At 73.2% G+C, this 15986-nt stretch carries 15 protein-coding genes and 1 pseudogene; 5 read left to right on the top strand and 11 right to left on the bottom strand.

Annotated elements, in window-relative coordinates:
• Positions 1-177: 177 nt before the first annotated feature.
• A complete protein-coding gene (locus E2C05_RS08405; protein WP_133219165.1) occupies positions 178-1242 on the top strand; it encodes an NAD(P)H-dependent flavin oxidoreductase in 1065 nt (354 codons plus the stop codon).
• 68 nt (positions 1243-1310) lie between these two features.
• Here the strand turns inward: E2C05_RS08405 and E2C05_RS08400 are convergent, their stop codons facing one another.
• The 4 genes and pseudogenes from E2C05_RS08400 to E2C05_RS08380 all read right to left on the bottom strand — a co-directional run bounded on the left by E2C05_RS08400 (position 1311) and on the right by E2C05_RS08380 (position 4986).
• Entirely contained in the window at positions 1311-1580 is a 270-nt protein-coding gene (locus tag E2C05_RS08400) for a hypothetical protein (protein WP_158292013.1), read from the bottom strand.
• A 145-nt stretch (positions 1581-1725) separates the two neighbouring features.
• Positions 1726-2940 (bottom strand): annotated as a pseudogene (locus E2C05_RS35400) (methyl-accepting chemotaxis protein); the annotation flags it as partial.
• Between the two features lie 430 nt (positions 2941-3370).
• Entirely contained in the window at positions 3371-4324 is a 954-nt protein-coding gene (locus E2C05_RS08385; RefSeq protein WP_133219163.1) for a Bug family tripartite tricarboxylate transporter substrate binding protein, read from the bottom strand.
• Positions 4321-4986 carry a polysaccharide deacetylase family protein gene (locus E2C05_RS08380; RefSeq protein ID WP_207191733.1) on the bottom strand — a complete coding sequence of 222 codons (666 nt, stop codon included), beginning with the start codon at positions 4984-4986 and terminating at the stop codon, positions 4321-4323. The genes E2C05_RS08385 and E2C05_RS08380 overlap by 4 nt, the downstream gene beginning before the upstream one ends.
• A 76-nt stretch (positions 4987-5062) precedes the next feature.
• On the opposite strand from E2C05_RS08380, the gene E2C05_RS32885 reads away from it, so the two are divergent.
• Entirely contained in the window at positions 5063-5203 is a 141-nt protein-coding gene (locus tag E2C05_RS32885; protein ID WP_158292012.1) for a hypothetical protein, read from the top strand.
• 167 nt (positions 5204-5370) lie between these two features.
• Here the strand turns inward: E2C05_RS32885 and E2C05_RS08375 are convergent, their stop codons facing one another.
• Together E2C05_RS08375 and E2C05_RS08370 are read right to left on the bottom strand one after the other, a co-directional pair.
• Complete coding sequence (locus tag E2C05_RS08375; protein ID WP_133219162.1) at positions 5371-6657, bottom strand: NCS2 family permease; 1287 nt, start codon at positions 6655-6657, stop codon at positions 5371-5373.
• 97 nt (positions 6658-6754) lie between these two features.
• A complete protein-coding gene (locus tag E2C05_RS08370; RefSeq protein ID WP_133219161.1) occupies positions 6755-7975 on the bottom strand; it encodes a polyhydroxyalkanoate depolymerase in 1221 nt (406 codons plus the stop codon).
• A gap of 125 nt (positions 7976-8100) precedes the next feature.
• On the opposite strand from E2C05_RS08370, the gene E2C05_RS08365 reads away from it, so the two are divergent.
• A complete protein-coding gene (locus E2C05_RS08365; RefSeq protein ID WP_133219160.1) occupies positions 8101-8808 on the top strand; it encodes a glutathione S-transferase in 708 nt (235 codons plus the stop codon).
• A gap of 7 nt (positions 8809-8815) precedes the next feature.
• Here the strand turns inward: E2C05_RS08365 and E2C05_RS08360 are convergent, their stop codons facing one another.
• Complete coding sequence (locus tag E2C05_RS08360) at positions 8816-9301, bottom strand: cupin domain-containing protein (protein ID WP_133219159.1); 486 nt, start codon at positions 9299-9301, stop codon at positions 8816-8818.
• A 71-nt stretch (positions 9302-9372) separates the two neighbouring features.
• Between E2C05_RS08360 and E2C05_RS08355 the strand changes: the two genes are divergently transcribed.
• Entirely contained in the window at positions 9373-9960 is a 588-nt protein-coding gene (locus E2C05_RS08355) for a cysteine dioxygenase family protein (protein ID WP_133219158.1), read from the top strand.
• 255 nt (positions 9961-10215) lie between these two features.
• Complete coding sequence (locus tag E2C05_RS08350; RefSeq protein WP_133219157.1) at positions 10216-11343, top strand: alpha/beta hydrolase; 1128 nt, start codon at positions 10216-10218, stop codon at positions 11341-11343.
• A 186-nt stretch (positions 11344-11529) separates the two neighbouring features.
• Here the strand turns inward: E2C05_RS08350 and E2C05_RS08345 are convergent, their stop codons facing one another.
• The 4 genes from E2C05_RS08345 to E2C05_RS08330 are packed head-to-tail and all read right to left on the bottom strand — an operon-like array spanning position 11530 to position 15930.
• Entirely contained in the window at positions 11530-12528 is a 999-nt protein-coding gene (locus E2C05_RS08345) for a branched-chain amino acid ABC transporter permease (RefSeq protein ID WP_133219156.1), read from the bottom strand.
• Positions 12529-12532: 4 nt separating this feature from the next.
• Positions 12533-13417 (bottom strand): branched-chain amino acid ABC transporter permease, encoded by an 885-nt coding sequence (locus E2C05_RS08340; protein ID WP_133219155.1) that lies wholly within the window; start codon positions 13415-13417, stop codon positions 12533-12535.
• 17 nt (positions 13418-13434) lie between these two features.
• Complete coding sequence (locus E2C05_RS08335; protein ID WP_133219154.1) at positions 13435-14667, bottom strand: ABC transporter substrate-binding protein; 1233 nt, start codon at positions 14665-14667, stop codon at positions 13435-13437.
• 24 nt (positions 14668-14691) lie between these two features.
• The gene (locus E2C05_RS08330) at positions 14692-15930 is read right to left on the bottom strand and encodes an ABC transporter substrate-binding protein (protein WP_133219153.1); all 1239 of its coding nucleotides are present in this window, start codon (positions 15928-15930) and stop codon (positions 14692-14694) included.
• Positions 15931-15986: the final 56 nt, after the last annotated feature.

Raw genomic sequence — 15986 nt, 5'->3', positions numbered from 1 at the left:
GCCGGCACCGCCGCTTCGCGCCGCGGCGGCGCCGGCGCAGCATGACGGCCGGCGGGCGCCGGCGGGGGCGGATCGCGGGCGGGCCCGGACAGCCGGGCGCGCCGGCGCCGCATGCCGCAGCCTGGCCCGCCACGATGCGACGCGAACCCGCCCCGGTTCGCCCAGGGAGGATTGCGCATGACGGCCCGCCGCCGCGCCCAGGCATTCTGCGACCGCTTCGGCCTGCGGGTCCCCATCCTGCAGGCGCCGATGGCCGGATCGGCGCCGCCGGCGCTGGCCGCCGCCGTCGCCTCGGCCGGCGGGCTGGGCGGCTTCGGGGCGCTGATGTCCTCCCCGGCGCAGATGCGGGACTGGGTGGCGCGGTTCCGCAGCGCCAGCAATGGCGGCTTCCAGATCAATCTCTGGGCGCCGGACCCGCCGCCGGCCCGCGACGCGGCGCAGGAGGCGCGGGTGCGCGAGGCGCTGTCGGCGCTCGGCGGCGTCGCGGTGCCGGATCCCGGGCCCGGCCCCTTCGTGCAGGATTTCGCCGCGCAATGCGACGCGCTGGTGGAGGCGGCGCCGGCCGTCGCCTCCACCATCATGGGGCTCTTCCCGCCGGAGGTGGTGGCGCGGCTGAAGGCCCGCGGCATCGCCTGGTTCTGCAACGCCACGACCGTGGCGGAGGCGCGTGCCGCCGAGGCGGCCGGCGCGGATGCGGTGGTGGCGCAGGGGGCCGAGGCGGGCGGGCATCGCGGCACCTTCGAGGATGCGGCGGCCGAGCGCAGCCAGGTCGGCCTGTTTGCCCTGCTGCCGCAGGTGGCGGATGCGGTGCGGGTGCCGGTGATCGCCGCCGGCGGGGTGATGGATGCGCGCGGCGTCGCCGCGGCGCTGACCTTGGGCGCCAGCGCGGTGCAGATGGGCACCGCCTTCCTGCGCAGCCCGGAGGCCGGCATCCACCCGGCCTGGGCCGAGGCGATCGGCCGCACCGCGCCGGAGGACACGGTGCTGACCCGCGGCTTCTCCGGCCGCCTCGCCCGCGGCATCCGCAACCGGGTGACGGAGGCCTTCGCCGCGGAACTGGCGCCGGCGCCCTATCCGGTGCAGCGGGCGCTGATGCTGCCGGTGCGGGCGGCGGCGGAGACGGCCGGCGACGTCACCGCCATGCAGGCCTGGGCCGGCCAGGGCGCGGCCCTGTCGGTCGCCGAGCCGGCGGGGGACCTGGTCCGCCGGCTCTGGGCGGAGGCGGAGGCGATGCTGGCCTGAAGGGGCGCGCAGGCCCGCCCGGCCGCGGCCCGGGACGCAGGCGCGGCGCCGGCCCGGCGCCGGCCGGGTCAGGCGGCGCGCAATCCGCGCACCAGGCCGGCCACTTCCTCCCGCAGGGTCGCGCCCTGATGCGCGACGCGCACCGTGCTCTCCTGTAGGGTGCGCAGGGCGCCGGCGGTGTCGCGCGCACCGGCATTGACATGCACGATGTTGTCGGAGACGGCGCGCGTGCCCGTCGCGGCCTCCGCCACGTTGCGGGCGATCTCCTGCGTGGCGGCGCCCTGCTCCTCCACTGCCGCGGCGATGGTGGTGGCGATCTGGTCCACCTCCCCGACCACGCCGGAGATCCCCTTGATGCTGTCGACGGCGCGGTCGGTCGCCGACTGGATGGCGCCGATCTGGGCGCCGATCTCCTCGGTCGCCTTCGGTCTGGCCGGCCAGCGCCTTCACCTCGCTCGCCACCACGGCGAAGCCCTTGCCCGCCTCGCCCGCCCGCGCCGCCTCGATCGTCGCGTTCAGCGCCAGCAGGTTGGTCTGCCCGGCGATGTCGCCGATCAGCCGCAGCACGTCGCCGATGCGCTGCGCCGCGTCGGCGAGGCCGGCGACCTCGCCATTCGCCGCCGTCACGTCGTCCGAGGCGCGGCGGGCGGTCTGCGCCGCCCGCGCCACCTGGCGGGAGATCTCGTTCACCGAAGCCGACAGCTCCTCGGCCGCCGCCGCCACGGTCTGCACATTCGTCGTCGCCTGTTCCGCGCCGATGGCGGCGGAGCCCGCCCGCTCCGTCGTCGCCTCGGCCGTCGCCGCCAGCCGGGTGATGCCGGCTTCCAGCGCCGTCGCGGCCTGCGCCAGCTCCTGCATCACCGCGCCGAGCTGCCGCTCCACCCGGTCCGCGAGGTCGAGCTGGGTCTGCCGCCGCTGCTGCTCGGCCGCCAGGCGCGCGGCCTCCGCCTCCCGCTCCAGCGTGCGGGCGCGCAGCGCGGTCTGCCGCAGCCCCTCCAGCGCGCGGGACATGGACCCGATCTCGTCGCCGCGGTCCTGGTGCGGCACCGTCGCATCCAGGTCGCCCTGCGCGACGCGGCCCATCAGCGCCGCCGCCGCCTGCACCGGCCGGGCCACGCCGCGGGCCAGAATCCAGGCGAGCAGCGCCGCCAGCAACGTCGCCGCCGCGCTGCCGGCCAGGATGGCGGTGCGCGCCCCGGCATGCGCGGCATCCGCGGCCTGCGCCGCATCCGTGCCGCCCTTCACGTTGTAGTCGGACAGCGCCTGCAGGCCCTCGCGCAACCGGCCGAAGTTGCTGCGCATCTCCCCGGTGTAGAGCGCGGTCGCCTGCGGGTCGCCGGCGCGGGACGCGGCGAGCAGCCGCTCCTCATAGCCGAGATAGGCGAGCCAGGCGGCACGCGCGGCATCGGCCAGGCGCCGTTCCTCCGGCGTGGCGACCAGCGGCGCGTAGTCGCGCCAATAACCTTCCACGTCGGCGCGGGTGCGGGCCAGGTTCTGCTCCTCCCGCCGCTTCGCGTCCGCGCCGGTCGCCATCACATGCACGGCCTCGAGCTGGCGGTAGCGCGTCGAATGCTCGGCGATCCGGCCGATGACGCGGGTGCTGGGCAGCCAGTGGTCGCGCAGGTCGGCGGCGGCGTGGTTCACCACGTCCAGCCGGTTCAGCGCCCCGAAGCCGAGGCCGAGGGTCAGGATCAGCATGAGGCCGAAGCCGAGGCCGAGCTTGCCGCGGATGGACAGGGTCAACAGGGCACGCATTCGGCTCATCTCCCGGCGATTCAGGCATCGCGGGGCGGGTTCATAAGTATGTGAAAGTTACAACTTCATTACACCTCCTTCGGCGGGCGCATTCCCGCAGCCGCATCGGGAGTCGGCGAAGCCGACCAAGCGGTGAAGATGGACGCGGCGCAACCATCCCGGAAATGCCCGCCGGCAGCGCCCCGCCGCCGCGCGGAGCGGGCCTGCCGCCCGGCCTCGGGGTCGACCCCGATGCCGGACGGGGCCGGGCCAGCCGCGCGCCGGGGCGGCGGCGCGGCAGGATGTGGGGCTGCGGACGGTCACGGGCTTCGAGGGGCGGCCTCCCGCCGATGGCGGCAGGGCGGCCATCGCAGGGTCCCGATCCGCCACGGCGTCAGTCCGGCGTGATGTTCGCCGCCTGCGCCAGGGCGCGCTGCTTCGCCAATTCCTCCCGCGTCAGCGCCGCCAGCGCTCCGGGGTCGAGCGGCATCGGCTGCAGCCCCTGCCGCTCCAGCTCCTCCCGCGCCGCGGCTGCGCCCAGCGAGTCCCGCACCAGCCCCGCCAGCCGCGCCACCACCGGCGTCGGCGTGGCGGCGGGGGCATAGAGCGCCCACCAGCCCTCCACCACCGCGCCCTCCAGCCCCGACTCCAGCAGGGTCGGCACCGCCGGGAACAGCGGATGCCGCGCCGGGCCGGTCACCGCCAGCGGGCGCACCGTCCCGGCCCGGATATGCGGCAGGAAGCCCAGCGGGTGGTATACCATGGCGTCCAGCGTGCCGTTCAGCAGGTCCGCGACGGCGCGGGACCCATCGCGATAGGGCACATGGGTCAGCGCAAGGCCGGCCCGCAGCGTGACCAGCGCCACGGTCAGGTGCCCCGTGGTGCCGGTGCCGGCGGTGCCGACCGAAAGCGGCCGCTGCCGCGCCAGCGCCAGGAATTCCGCGAACCCCGCCACGCCAAGCTGCGGCCGCACGCCCAGCACCACGGCGGTGCGGGCATAGCCGGCGATGGGCGCCAGGTCGCGCAGCGGGTCATAGGGGATGGCGGGCATGATGGCCGGGTTGGTCGCCATGGTGCCGCTGGTGCCGAAGAGCAGCGTGTGCCCGTCCGGCGCCGCCTGCGCCGCCGCCTGGGTGCCCACCGTGCCGCCCGCGCCGGCGCGGTTGTCCGCCACCACCGGCTGGCCCAGCCCCTGGGCGAGGGCCGCGCCGCAGAGCCGCGCCAGGATGTCCGTGGTGGTGCCGGCGGCGAAGGGCACGACCAGGCGGATGGGCCGGTCCGGCCAGGCCGCCTGCGCGCGGGCGACGGGCAGCGCGGCCGCCGCCGCGAGCAGCGCGCGGCGCCTCATGGCGCGGGATCCGGGGAGACGACGGCGCCGAGGCCCGGCTGCGCCGCGCCGCGCAGGATCGGCACGCAGGCGGCGGGCGGGGTCGCCAGGAATTCGACGCCGCGGTCCTGCAGCCTGCCCAGCACGCGGTCCAGGTGTCGCATGGCGCCGTTCGGCAGGTCGTGCAGCACCATCAGCACCGGCGCCGTGGCGGCGGCATGCTGCGCCAGGGCCCGGTCCGGCCAGCCATCCGGGTCGTCGAAGTCGCGCGGGATGGCATTCCACAGCACCACCGTGTGCCCGCCCGCCTGCAGGTGCCGCGCCGCGGCGGCGTTCAGCAGATGCGGCCCCAGCGCGCCGCCGCCGCCATTCGGGCGGAACAGCCGCTCCGGCTCCTGCAGCCCGTCGAGCAGCGCGTCGCAGGCGGTGATCTCGGCCACCGCCTCCGCCCCGCCGCGGCGGCCGAGCGGCGTGCCATGGCTGAGGGTGTGGTTGCCCACCGGAAAGCCCTCCGCCCGCGCCCGCTCCGCCAGGGCGCGGCGGGCGGGGTCCCGCAGCTTCTCGCCGACGACGAAGAACATCGCCGGCAGGCCCCGGCGGCGCAGCGTGGCCAGCACGCCGGGCGTCACCTCCGGCTCCGGCCCGTTGTCGAACGTCAGGCAAACCGGCTGCACCGCCGCCATCCCGTCCCTCCCCCTTCCTGGCTTGCGCTATCCTGGGCGGCAGGGCCGGGAGCGACAAGCGGAGGGAGGCGGCGCCATGCGGCGGGCGATCCTGGTCATCGGCCTGGTTGCGGTCCTGCTGGTCGGCGGCCATGCGCTGCTGGTGGCCGGCGCGCGGTGGGAGGGTGCGCCCTCCCGGCTGGCCGGCGGCACCTGCGCCGCCTGCCACGCGCGGTGACCGGCCCGGGGGCATCGAGGCGGCCATCCCCCCGATGCATCCGCACGCGTGCCTCGCCCCCCTGGCGGGCCGGCGCCCGGCCGTGGCCGGTGCGGGTCGGACCCGGGCCGGCCCAGGGTGGCGCCGGACGTCTGCCGGCAGGGCGGCGCACGCCCGGGACGGTCGGCTCAGGTCAGCGCGAATTTCACCACGCAGAGCCCGGCGATGATCCAGACCGCGCCGCTCACCTCCGCCGCCCGGCCGGCCGCAACCTTCAGCAGCGCATGGGTGATGAAGCCGAGGCCGATGCCCGTGGCGATCGAGAAGGTGAAGGGCATCGAGAGCGTGGTGATGACCGCGGGGACGTAGTCCGTGGCGTCGTCCCAGGCGACGTCCCGCAGCGCCTGTGCCATCAGGCAGGCGACGAAGACCAGCGCCGGCGCGGTGGCGAAGGCGGGGATGCTGGTGGCGAGCGGCGCCAGGAACAGCACCGCCAGGAACAGCACGGCGGCGGTGAGGGCCGTCAGCCCGGTGCGGCCGCCGGCCTGGATGCCCGCCGCGCTCTCGATGTAGCTGACGGTGGTGGAGGTGCCGAGCGCCGAGCCGATGATCGCCCCGCCGCTGTCGGCCTGCAGCGCCCGGCCGAGATTGGGCACCGAGCCGTCCTTGCGCATCAGCCCGGCGCGGTGCGTGGTGGCGATCAGCGTACCGGTGTTGTCCAGCAGGTCCACCAGGAAGAAGGTGAAGACGATGCCGAGCACGCCGAGCTGCAGCGCGCCGGCGATGTCGAGCTGCAGGAAGGTCGGCGCCAGGGAGGGCGGCAGGCTGACGATCCCGCTGAATTTCGTCAGGCCGAAGGGGATGCCGAGCGCCGCCGTCGCCAGGATGCCGATGACGATCGCCCCCGGCACCCGCCGCGCCGACAGCCCGGCGATGATGACGAAGCCCAGACAGCCCAGCAGCACGGAGGTCTCGGTGAGCTTGCCGAGGCCGACCAGCGTCGCCGGATGGTCCACGACCAGGCCCATGTTCTTCAGCCCGATCAGGCCGAGGAAGAAGCCGATGCCGGCGGCGATGCCGAGCTTGAGGCTGAGCGGGATGCCGTTGATCAGCCATTCCCGCACCCGCAGCAGGGACACCGCCAGGAAGAGCAGGCCCGAGAGGAAGACGGCGCCGAGCGCCACCTGCCAGGTGACGCCCATCCCGAGCACCACGGCGAAGGCGAAATAGGCGTTCAGCCCCATGCCCGGCGCCAGCGCGATGGGGAAATTGGCCAGCAGCCCCATCAGCGCCGACCCGATGGCGGCGGCCAAGCAGGTGGCGACGAAGGCGGCGCCCTGATCGATGCCGGCCTGCGCCATGATCCCCGGATTGACGATGACGATGTAGACCATCGTCAGGAAGGTGGTGGCGCCCGCCAGCACCTCGGTCCGCACCGTCGTCCCGCGCTCCCGCAGCGCGAAGAATCGCTCCATGGTCCCTGTTCCCCTCTGGCCGCCGAAGCCCCGGCGGCACCCCCGAAGCCGGCCCTGCCCCGGCCGCCCTCCCCCCCCTGCCGCACTTGCCGCGCGGTCAGCCGTCATTCACCCCGATCACCTCCCGCACCCGCGGATAGATCTGCGTCGCCCAGCGGCGGCCGCTGAAGACGCCGTAATGCCCGACGCCGGTCTGCAGGTGGTGGCGCTTCATCGTCACCGGCACGCCGCGGCAGAGATCCAGCGCCGCCATGGTCTGGCCGATGGCGCAGATGTCGTCCTTCTCGCCCTCCACCGTCAGCATGGCGGTGCGGCGGATCGCCTCCGGCCGCACCGGCCGGCCGCGCCAGGTCAGCCGGCCGCGCGGCAGGGCGTGCTCCTGGAACACCTCCCGCACCGTCTCGAGGTAGAACTCGGCCGGCAGGTCCATCACCGCGAAATACTCCTCGTAGAAGCGCCGGTGCTGGCTGGCCTTCTCCGCCTCCCCGTCATGCAGGGCCCAGAACTGGTCGCGCTGCGCCTTCACATGGCGGTCGAGGTTCATGCCCATGAAGGCGGCCAGCTGCAGCGCGCCGGGATAGACCCGGCGGCCGCCGCCGCGATGCCGCCAGGGCACGGTGGCGATCATCTTCTGCTCGAACCAGGAGATCGGCTGGGCCTTGGCCAGGTGGTTCACCCGCGTCGGCTTCACCCGCGTATCCACCGGGCCGGCCAGGAGCGACATGCTGCGGGGGGAGCAGCGGTCGTGGTCCTCCGCCATCAGCGCCACCGCCGCCAGCACCGCCACCACCGGCTGGCACACCGCCAGCACATGCGCACCGGGCCCGATGGCGCGCAGGAACTGCATGACATGCTCGGTGAACTCGTCGAGCCCGAAGCGGCCGGCCGCGAGCGGCACGTCGCGCGCATTGTGCCAGTCGGTCACGTAGACGTCGTGGTCCTGCAGCAGCACCTGCACGGTGTTGCGCAGCAGGGTGGCGAAATGGCCGGACATCGGCGCCACCACCAGCACGCGCGGCAGGCGCTGGCCGACATCCTTGCGGAAATGCAGCAGGCTGGCGAAGGGGGTGGCGGCGACCACCACCTCCTCCACCGCCACCACGTGGTTGCCGACGCGGACGGGGCCGATGCCGAATTCCGGCCGGGCATGGGTGATGCCGGCATGGCCGAAGACATCCAGCGCCGCCGCCCAGGGGCGCAGCGGGTAGAAGGCCGGGTGCCGCAGGTCCATCCGCCCGAGCATGCCGGCGCCGCCCCGCGCCGCGCGGCGCAGCGGGTGCAGCCAGTCCTGGCCGGCCTGCAGCATGTGGTAGATCATCCGGCCCGCGGTCCCCTTCTGCAATCGCGCCCGGCCGCGCCGCGCCATGGTGCCAGCCCGGCATCTTTCCGCAACCGCGAAGCCGCTGCTAGCCTGCCGCCGACACGCAGCGAGGAGAGCGCGCCATGGCCGAACGGACCCGCCGCCGCGGCGTCGCCACGGCCAAGGCGCCGCCGGCGGTGCTGCGCATCAGCAGCCGCAACTATTCCTCCTGGTCGATGCGCGGCTGGCTGCTCTGCCGCATGGCCGGGCTGGAGTTCGAGGTGGAGGCGGCCTCGGCGGAGGACCCGACCTCCCGCGCCGAGCTGCTGCTGCAATCCTCCTCCATCCTGCTGCCCTGCCTGCGGCATGCGGGGGCGGAGCTGTGGGACACCCTGGCCATCGCGGAATACCTGAACGAGGAATTCCCCGAGGCGCGGATGATGCCGGCCGAGCGGGTGGCGCGCGCCCGCTGCCGCGCCGTGAGCGGGGAGATGCATGCCGGCTTCGCCGCGCTGCGCAGCACCCTGCCGATGAACCTGCGCGCCTTCGTGCCGAATTTCACCCTGTGGTCGGGCGCGCGGGCGGATATCGAGCGGATCAACTGGATCTGGACCGACTGCCTGGAGCGCTGGGGCGGCCCCTGGCTGCTGGGCGCGGAGAAGAGCGTGGCGGATGCGATGTATGCGCCGGTGGTGCTGCGCTACCGCAGCTACGATGTCCGGCCGGATGGCGCGCCGGCCGGGTACATGGCCACCATCCTGGCCTGGCCGGAGGTGCAGGAATGGATCGAGGCGGCGCAGCGCGAGCCCGAGCCGCACATCGTCGAGCTGGACCTGGAGGCGGAGTTCTGAGGCAGGCTCACAGCGGCCAGGGGCGGCCGCGCACCGGCTCCCGCGGCGCATCCGGCACCTGCGTGATCATCGGCACCGCGCGGGCATGCTCGCCCGGGCGGCCGCGGCATTCGCTCGGCGACTGGCCAGCCGGATAGGCGCCGACCACCAGCAGGTCCGGGCTGGCGCCGAGGTTGCGGTGGCCGGTGCCGGCCGGCAGCACCACCACGTCGCCGGCCGCAAGCTCCACCGCCTGCCCGCCCGCCCCGCCCAGCATGACCCGCACCGTGCCGCGGGCGATCGCCAGCGCCTCATGCGCGTCGGGGTGGTAGTGGTGGTAGGGGTAGATGCCGTTGCGCCAGGCGGGCGGCCAGCCATGCCGGGCGAACAGCGCCTCGGCCGCCGCCGGGTCGCCGGCCGGCAGGACGGCGCGGAACAGCAGCGCCGGCAGGCGCGGATTGTTCGGGATGCTGCCGTCGTCGGCGAGGAAGAAAAGTTCGGGCCCTTCGGTCATTTGCGCCTCCGCAAGCGCGCAACGGCCGGCAGCATGGCATGGTTCGCCGGCGAAGGGTGGGGGAGGAACCGATGGCAGGTATCGCCCGGCTGCGGGATTTCGTGCAGGGCATGACGCGGCTGGCCGATGGCGGCGGCGGCGAGGCGGAATTCCTGGCCGAGGGCGCCAGCCTGCTGCGCGGCCTGGTCGCGGCGGATGACTGGCTGCCGCCCGCCTGCGCCGTGGTCGGGCCCGGCTACCGGCAATACCTGCTGCATTGCGACCCGGCCGAGCGCTTCTCCGTCGTCAGCTTCGTCTGGGGCCCGGGCCAGCGGACACCGATCCACGACCATCTGGTCTGGGGCCTGGTCGGGCAGCTGCGGGGCGAGGAGATCTCCACCGAATACGTCCTCGGGCCGCCCGGCACGCCGCCTCGCCCGGGCCGGCGGGACCGGCTGCGGCCGGGCGAGGTCGCCGCGGTCGGCGCCGCCAGCTACGACATCCATGTGGTGGAGAACGCGGTGCCGGATGCGCCGAGCATCAGCATCCATGTCTATGGCGGCAATATCGGCGCGGTGCGGCGGCATGTCTTCGACCCCGGCACGGGCGAGGCGCGCGCCTTCGTCTCGGGCTACGGCAACGATGCCGTGCCGAACCTGTGGGACCGCAGCGCGGGGTAGCGCGCGGGCGGGTCCCGCTGCCATGTGGCAGCGGCCCCGACGCGGGGGGCCGTGGCGCCGTGCTGCCGGGCGCGGATGGCGCCCGGCCGGCCAGTGGCTGCCCGGGGGCGAGGCCGCGTCGCCTGCGGCCGCGCCCGCGCCGCACGAATTGCGGCGGTGCCTGGCCCGATGCCCGGCCCCTGCGGCGGAATGGCATTCGGACCTGGGCGCGATCCGCGCTAGCCTCGCCGCCAAGGACCACCTGGGAGGACCGCCATGACTGCCATGCCGCCGCTGGGCGCGGAGGTGCTGCCGCCCGGCATCCGTGCCCGCATCATCCCCGGCATCAACGGCCTGGCGATGCATGTGCTGGAGGCCGGGGAGCCGGGCACGCGCTGCCTGCTGCTGCTGCACGGCTTCCCCGAACTCGCCTGGTCCTGGCGCAAGGTCATGCCGGCGCTGGCCGCGGCCGGCTACCACGTGGTCGCGCCGGACCAGCGCGGCTATGGCCGCACCACGGGCTGGAGCGCCGACTACGACGGCGACCTCGCCCCCTTCCGCATGCTGAACCTGGTGCGCGACCAGCTCGGGCTGGTGGCGGCGCTGGGCTATGGCCATGTGGAGGCGGTGCTGGGCCATGACTTCGGCTCGCCGGTCGCCGCCTGGTGCGCGCTGATCCGCCCCGACGTGTTCCGCCGCGTGGCGCTGATGAGCGCGCCCTTCGCCGGCCCGCCCGCCTTGCCGGAGGAAGGCCCGGACCGCCCCTCACCGCCCGACATCCATGCCGCGCTGGCGGCGCTGCCGTGGCCGCGCAAGCACTACCAGTGGTACTATTCGGAGCGCGGCGCCAATGACGACATGTGGCGCAGCCCGCAGGGCGTGCACGCCTTCCTGCGCGCCTACTACCACATGAAGAGCGCGGACTGGTCCGCCAACAAGCCCTTCCGCCTGGCCGGCTGGACGGCCGAGGCGCTGGCGCAGATGCCGACCTACTACATCATGGACCTGGACAAGGACATGGCGGCGACGGTGGCGCCGGAGATGCCCTCCGCCGCCGCGATCGCCGCCAATCGCTGGCTGCCGGAGCGCGATCTGGCGGTCTATGCCGGCGAGTATGACCGCACCGGCTTCCAGGGCGGGCTGCAATGGTACCGCTGCCGCACGACGGGACGGTTCGAGGCGGAGGCGCAGGTCTTTGCCGGCCGCACCATCGACGTGCCCTCGGTCTTCATCGCGGGCGCCAGCGACTGGGGGATCGAGCAGGTGCCGGGCGCCATGCGCCGCATGCGGGAGGTGGCCTGCACGCGGATGAGCGACGTCCACCTGATCCCCGGCGCCGGCCACTGGGTGCAGCAGGAACAGCCCGAGGCCGTGGTGGCGCACCTGCTGAAGTGGCTCGGCTAGAGCGGATCCCGCTCAGGTGGACCCGCCTGAGCGGGTGACGCCGCTCGCAGCGTCGAATGACCGGAGCGGTTGCCGTGGGCCATGGCGAGCGGGAACCGCTCGACACCCGGGGGTTCCAGGGGGCTCGACGCCTGCGTCGAACCCCCTCGCGGGTGGGGTCCGGAACGGGCAGCGCCCGTCCCGGACCTACAGCTTCACCTTCAGCGCGTTGCCGATCTCGCCGACCAGGCCGCGCCGGAAGGCGAGCACGCAGAGCACGAAGATCACGCCCTGGATGACGGTGACCCAGGCGCCCATCTCGGCCAGGTAGTTCTGCATGGTGACGATGACGGCGGCGCCGACCACCGGGCCGAAGACGGTGCCGAGGCCGCCGACCAGGGTCATCAGCACCACCTCCCCCGACATCGACCAGTGCACGTCAGTCAGCGTGGCGATGCCGAAGACGATGGACTTGGTCGCGCCGGCGACGCCGGCCAGCGTCGCCGAGAGGATGAAGGCCATCAGCTTGTAGTCGTCCGTCCGGTAGCCGAGCGAGGTGGCGCGCGGCTCGTTCTCCCGGATCGACTTCAGCACCTGGCCGTAGGGGGAGTGGATGATGCGGTGGACCAGCAGGAAGCCGCCGAGGAAGATGGCGGCGACCACCCAGTACATCGCCATGTCCTGGTCCAGCGGGATGGCGCCGAACAGCTTGCCGCGCGGGATGGCCTGGATGCCGTCCTCGCCGCCCGTGAAGGGGGCCTGGACGCAGAAGAAGTAGACCATCTGCGCCAGCGCCAGGGTGATCATGGCGAAGTAGATGCCCTGGCGGCGGATGGCGAGGGAGCCGGCGACGGCGCCGAGCAGCCCGGCGGTGACCGCGCCGAGGAGGATCGAGATCTCCGGCGTCAGCCCCCAGGCCTTGGCGGCATGGCCCGCCAGGTAGCCGCCCATCCCGAAATAGGCGGCATGGCCGAAGCTGAGCAGCCCGACATACCCGATCAGCAGGTTGAAGGCGCAGGCGAACAGCGCGAAGCAGAGCAGCTTCATCAGGAAGACGGGGTAGAGCAGGAAGGGCGCGACCGCCAGGAAGGCGATCAGCAGCCCCAGCGCCGCAAGCTGCGCCCGGGTGAAGCCCCAGACGCCGTGCGATTCCTGCGCCGGGTCCGGAATGGCGGCGGCGGTGATGGTGGTGGTGGTGTCGGCCATGGCTTCAGGCCCTCCCGAACAGGCCGGCGGGACGCGCGAGCAGCACGATCGCCATGATGACGAAGATGACGGTGGCGGAGGCTTCCGGCCAGAAGACCTTGGTCAGCCCCTCGACGATGCCGAGGGCGAAGCCGGTGAGGATGGAGCCGAGGATGGACCCCATGCCGCCGATGACGACCACGGCGAAGACCACGATGATGAGGTTCGAGCCCATCTGCGGGTTCACCGAATAGATCGGCGCCGCCAGCACGCCGCCGACCGCCGCCAGCGCCACGCCGAAGCCGTAGGTCAGCGTGACCATGCGGGGGACGTTCACGCCGAAGGCCTGGACCAGCGCCGCATTCTCGGTCGCGGCGCGGAGATAGGCGCCGAGCCGCGTCTTCTCGATGATCAGCCAGGTGGCAAGGCAGAGGATCAGCGCGGCGATGACCACCCAGCCGCGGTAGACCGGCATGAACATGAAGCCGAGGTCCCAGGCGCCCGACAGCTCCGCCGGGATGCGGTAGGGCAGGCCGGAGGAGCCGAATTCGTTGCGGAACACGCCTTCGATGATCAGCGCCAGGCCGAAGGTCAGCAGCAGCCCGTACAGGTGGTCCAGCTTGTACAATCGGCTGATGAAGGCCTTTTCCAGGATGATGCCGGTGATGCCGACGATGATCGGCGCCAGCAGCAGCGCCGCCCAGTAGCCGATGCCCAGCCAGTTCAGCAGCATCCAGGCGGCGAAGGCGCCCATCATGAACTGCGCGCCATGCGCCATGTTGACGATGTTGAGCAGGCCGAAGATGACCGCGAGGCCGAGCGAGAGCATGGCGTAGAAGGCGCCGTTGATCAGGCCGAGCAGCAGCTGCCCGAAGAGCAGCGGCGCGGGGATGCCAAATAGGTCGTCCATGCGGGTATTCCCGGTCCTCAGATCTTGACGAAGGGGCAGCCGCCCTCGGCCAGCGGGCGCGCCGCCTGGTCCGCCGGGGTGGTCGCGATGACTTTGTGCAGGTCGAAGGGCCCGGTCGATTCCGCCGGGGTCTTCACCTGGAACAGGTAGCCGGGCGTCAGCTTGCGCCCGTCCTGGCGGATGGTCCCGGCGCCGAAGGCGTCGTCGTCGCAGGGCATGGCCTTCATCCGCTCCACCACCTCGAGCCCCGAGGCGCGGGCACGCGCGACGCCGAGCGACTGCACCGCCTTCAGGTAGTGCAGCGTGCCGCCGTAATTCCCGGCGCAGGAGGCATTGACGATGCGCCCCTGCAGCCGGCCCCTCACCCGTTCGGCGAAGGCGCGGGTGCGCGGGTTCAGGTCCCAGTAGAAGCTCTCGGTCATCAGCAGGCCCTGCGCCTCCGGCAGGCCGAGCGAGAGCGTGTCCACCACCGTCATCAGCAGGCAGGCGAATTTCACGCCCTGGCGGGCCAGGCCGAACTCCCGCGCCTGCTTGATGCAGTTCACCAGGTCCGCCCCGGCATTGGCGAAGCCGATCACCTTCGGCCGCGCCGCCTGGGCACCGAGCAGGAAGGAGGAGAAGTCGGTCGTCGCCGGGAAGGGGTAGCGCGCCGCGCCCAGCACCTTGCCGCCCGCCGCCTCCACGAACCTCGCCGTGTCGGCCTGCAGGGCATGGCCGAAGGCGTAGTCGGCGGTGACGAAGTACCAGCTGTCGGCGCCCTGCTTGACCAGCGCGTCGCCGGTGCCCTTGGCCAGCATGTAGGTGTCGTAGGTGAACTGCACGCTGTTCGGGCTGCACTGCGCGCCGGTGAAGGCGGTGGAGCCGACGCCGGAGCCGACCACCGCCTTGTTCTTCTCCCGCGCCACCTGGGCGACGGCGAGCGCCACGGCGCTGTTCGGCAGGTCGGCGATCATGTCGACGCCGTCGCGGTCGAACCACTGGCGGGCGATGTTCACGCCGACATCCGGCTTGTTCTGGTGGTCGCCGGCGATCACCTCCACCGCCATCCCGGTGGCGGCGGCGAACTCCTCCGCCGCCTGCCGGGCGCCGGCCAGGCTGCTGGGCCCGGTCAGGTCGCGATAGGGCCCGGACATGTCGGTCAGCACGCCGATGCGGATCGGCGCCGCCTGCGCCTGGCCGGCGCCGGGCCAACCGCCCAGCGCCGTGGCGGCCGCGGCGGTGCCGAGCAGTCCGCGTCTCCTGATCCTCATGCCCGTTCCCTCCCCCTCACCCGCTCAGCTGCGGACCAGGCTGCAGCCGCCTTCGGCCAGCGGGCGGAAGGCTTCCTCCGCCGGCGTGGTCTGCAGCAGCTTGTAGTAGTCCCAGGGGGCCTTGCTCTCCTCCGGCTTCTTCACCTCGAAGAGATAGCTGGGGCAGAGCTTGCGGCCGTCCTGCCGGATGCGGCCGGCGCCGAAGGCGTCGTCGTCGCAGGGCATCGCCTTCATGCGGTTCACCACCTCGACGCCCGAGGCCTTGGAGGCCGCGACGCCCATGTCGGCCACCGCCTTCAGGTAGTGCAGCGTCGCCGAGTAGTTGGCGATGGAGGCCATGTTCGGCTTCTGGTCGCGCAGCCGCGGCTGCAGCCGCTGGGTCACGGCGCGGGTGCGGTCGTTCAGGTCCCAGTAGAAGCTCTCGGTCAGCACGAGGCCCTGCGCGGTCTGCAGCCCCAGCGCATGCACGTCCGGCAGGAACATCAGCAGCGCCGCCAGCTTCACGCCGCGCCGCATCAGCCCGAACTCCGCCGCCTGCTTGATGCTGTTGATGGTGTCGGCGCCGGCATTCGCCAGGCCGATCACCTTGGCGCGGGAGGATTGCGCCTGCAGCAGGAAGGAGGAGAAGTCGGAGGTCGCGGGGAAGGGATACTTCACGCTGCCCAGCACCCGGCCGCCGGCGTCGCGCACGAACTTCGTCGTATCGCGTTCCAGCGCATGGCCGAAGGCGTAGTCGGCGGTGATGAAGAACCAGCTGTCGCCGCCCGCCTTCACCATGGCGCCGCCGGTGGACTTCGCCAGCATGTAGGTGTCGTACATCCAGTGCACCGTGGTCGGGCTGCACTGCGCGCCGGTGAGGTCGGAGGTGGCCGAGCCGGTGTTGATGTAGGCCTTGTTCTTCTCCCGCGCGACGTTGTTCACCGCGAGGCCGACCGAGGAGGTCGGGACGTCGATGATCAGGTCCACGCCCTGGTCGTACCACTGCCGCGCCAGGTTGGCGCCGACATCGGGCTTGTTCTGGTGGTCGGCGGTGATGACCTCCACCGCGAAGCCGCGGTTGCCGCCGGCGGTGAACTCCTGCACCGCCTGCTGCGTGCACTGGATGCCGTAGGGGCCGCTGATGTCGCGGTAGGGCCCGGACTGGTCGTTCATCACGCCGATCCGGATGGTGTTGGCCGCCTGCGCGCGGGACTGGCGCGGCAGGGCCGGCAGCAGGCCGGCACCGACGGAAGCGGCCACCAGGCCGCGACGGGTCAACGACATTCTCAACCTCTCCTCACCAGCCGCGGCGGGGGATTCCGGCCCCGCCGCGGATATGC

The organism is Paracraurococcus ruber, assembly GCF_004353985.1.
GTDB lineage: Bacteria > Pseudomonadota > Alphaproteobacteria > Acetobacterales > Acetobacteraceae > Paracraurococcus > Paracraurococcus ruber.
This window is presented reverse-complemented; position numbering and strand designations above follow the sequence as displayed.

What these genes read in the sequence shown, in the direction of transcription:
- E2C05_RS08405 (WP_133219165.1), top strand. Translation starts at nt 178, where the DNA reads ATGACGGCCCGCCGCCGCGCCCAGGCATTCTGCGACCGCTTCGGCCTG.
- E2C05_RS08385 (WP_133219163.1), bottom strand. Translation starts at nt 4,324, where the DNA reads ATGAGGCGCCGCGCGCTGCTCGCGGCGGCGGCCGCGCTGCCCGTCGCC.
- E2C05_RS08380 (WP_207191733.1), bottom strand. Translation starts at nt 4,986, where the DNA reads ATGGCGGCGGTGCAGCCGGTTTGCCTGACGTTCGACAACGGGCCGGAG.
- E2C05_RS32885 (WP_158292012.1), top strand. Translation starts at nt 5,063, where the DNA reads ATGCGGCGGGCGATCCTGGTCATCGGCCTGGTTGCGGTCCTGCTGGTC.
- E2C05_RS08375 (WP_133219162.1), bottom strand. Translation starts at nt 6,657, where the DNA reads ATGGAGCGATTCTTCGCGCTGCGGGAGCGCGGGACGACGGTGCGGACC.
- E2C05_RS08370 (WP_133219161.1), bottom strand. Translation starts at nt 7,975, where the DNA reads ATGATCTACCACATGCTGCAGGCCGGCCAGGACTGGCTGCACCCGCTG.
- E2C05_RS08365 (WP_133219160.1), top strand. Translation starts at nt 8,101, where the DNA reads ATGGCCGAACGGACCCGCCGCCGCGGCGTCGCCACGGCCAAGGCGCCG.
- E2C05_RS08360 (WP_133219159.1), bottom strand. Translation starts at nt 9,301, where the DNA reads ATGACCGAAGGGCCCGAACTTTTCTTCCTCGCCGACGACGGCAGCATC.
- E2C05_RS08355 (WP_133219158.1), top strand. Translation starts at nt 9,373, where the DNA reads ATGGCAGGTATCGCCCGGCTGCGGGATTTCGTGCAGGGCATGACGCGG.
- E2C05_RS08350 (WP_133219157.1), top strand. Translation starts at nt 10,216, where the DNA reads ATGACTGCCATGCCGCCGCTGGGCGCGGAGGTGCTGCCGCCCGGCATC.
- E2C05_RS08345 (WP_133219156.1), bottom strand. Translation starts at nt 12,528, where the DNA reads ATGGCCGACACCACCACCACCATCACCGCCGCCGCCATTCCGGACCCG.
- E2C05_RS08340 (WP_133219155.1), bottom strand. Translation starts at nt 13,417, where the DNA reads ATGGACGACCTATTTGGCATCCCCGCGCCGCTGCTCTTCGGGCAGCTG.
- E2C05_RS08335 (WP_133219154.1), bottom strand. Translation starts at nt 14,667, where the DNA reads ATGAGGATCAGGAGACGCGGACTGCTCGGCACCGCCGCGGCCGCCACG.
- E2C05_RS08330 (WP_133219153.1), bottom strand. Translation starts at nt 15,930, where the DNA reads ATGTCGTTGACCCGTCGCGGCCTGGTGGCCGCTTCCGTCGGTGCCGGC.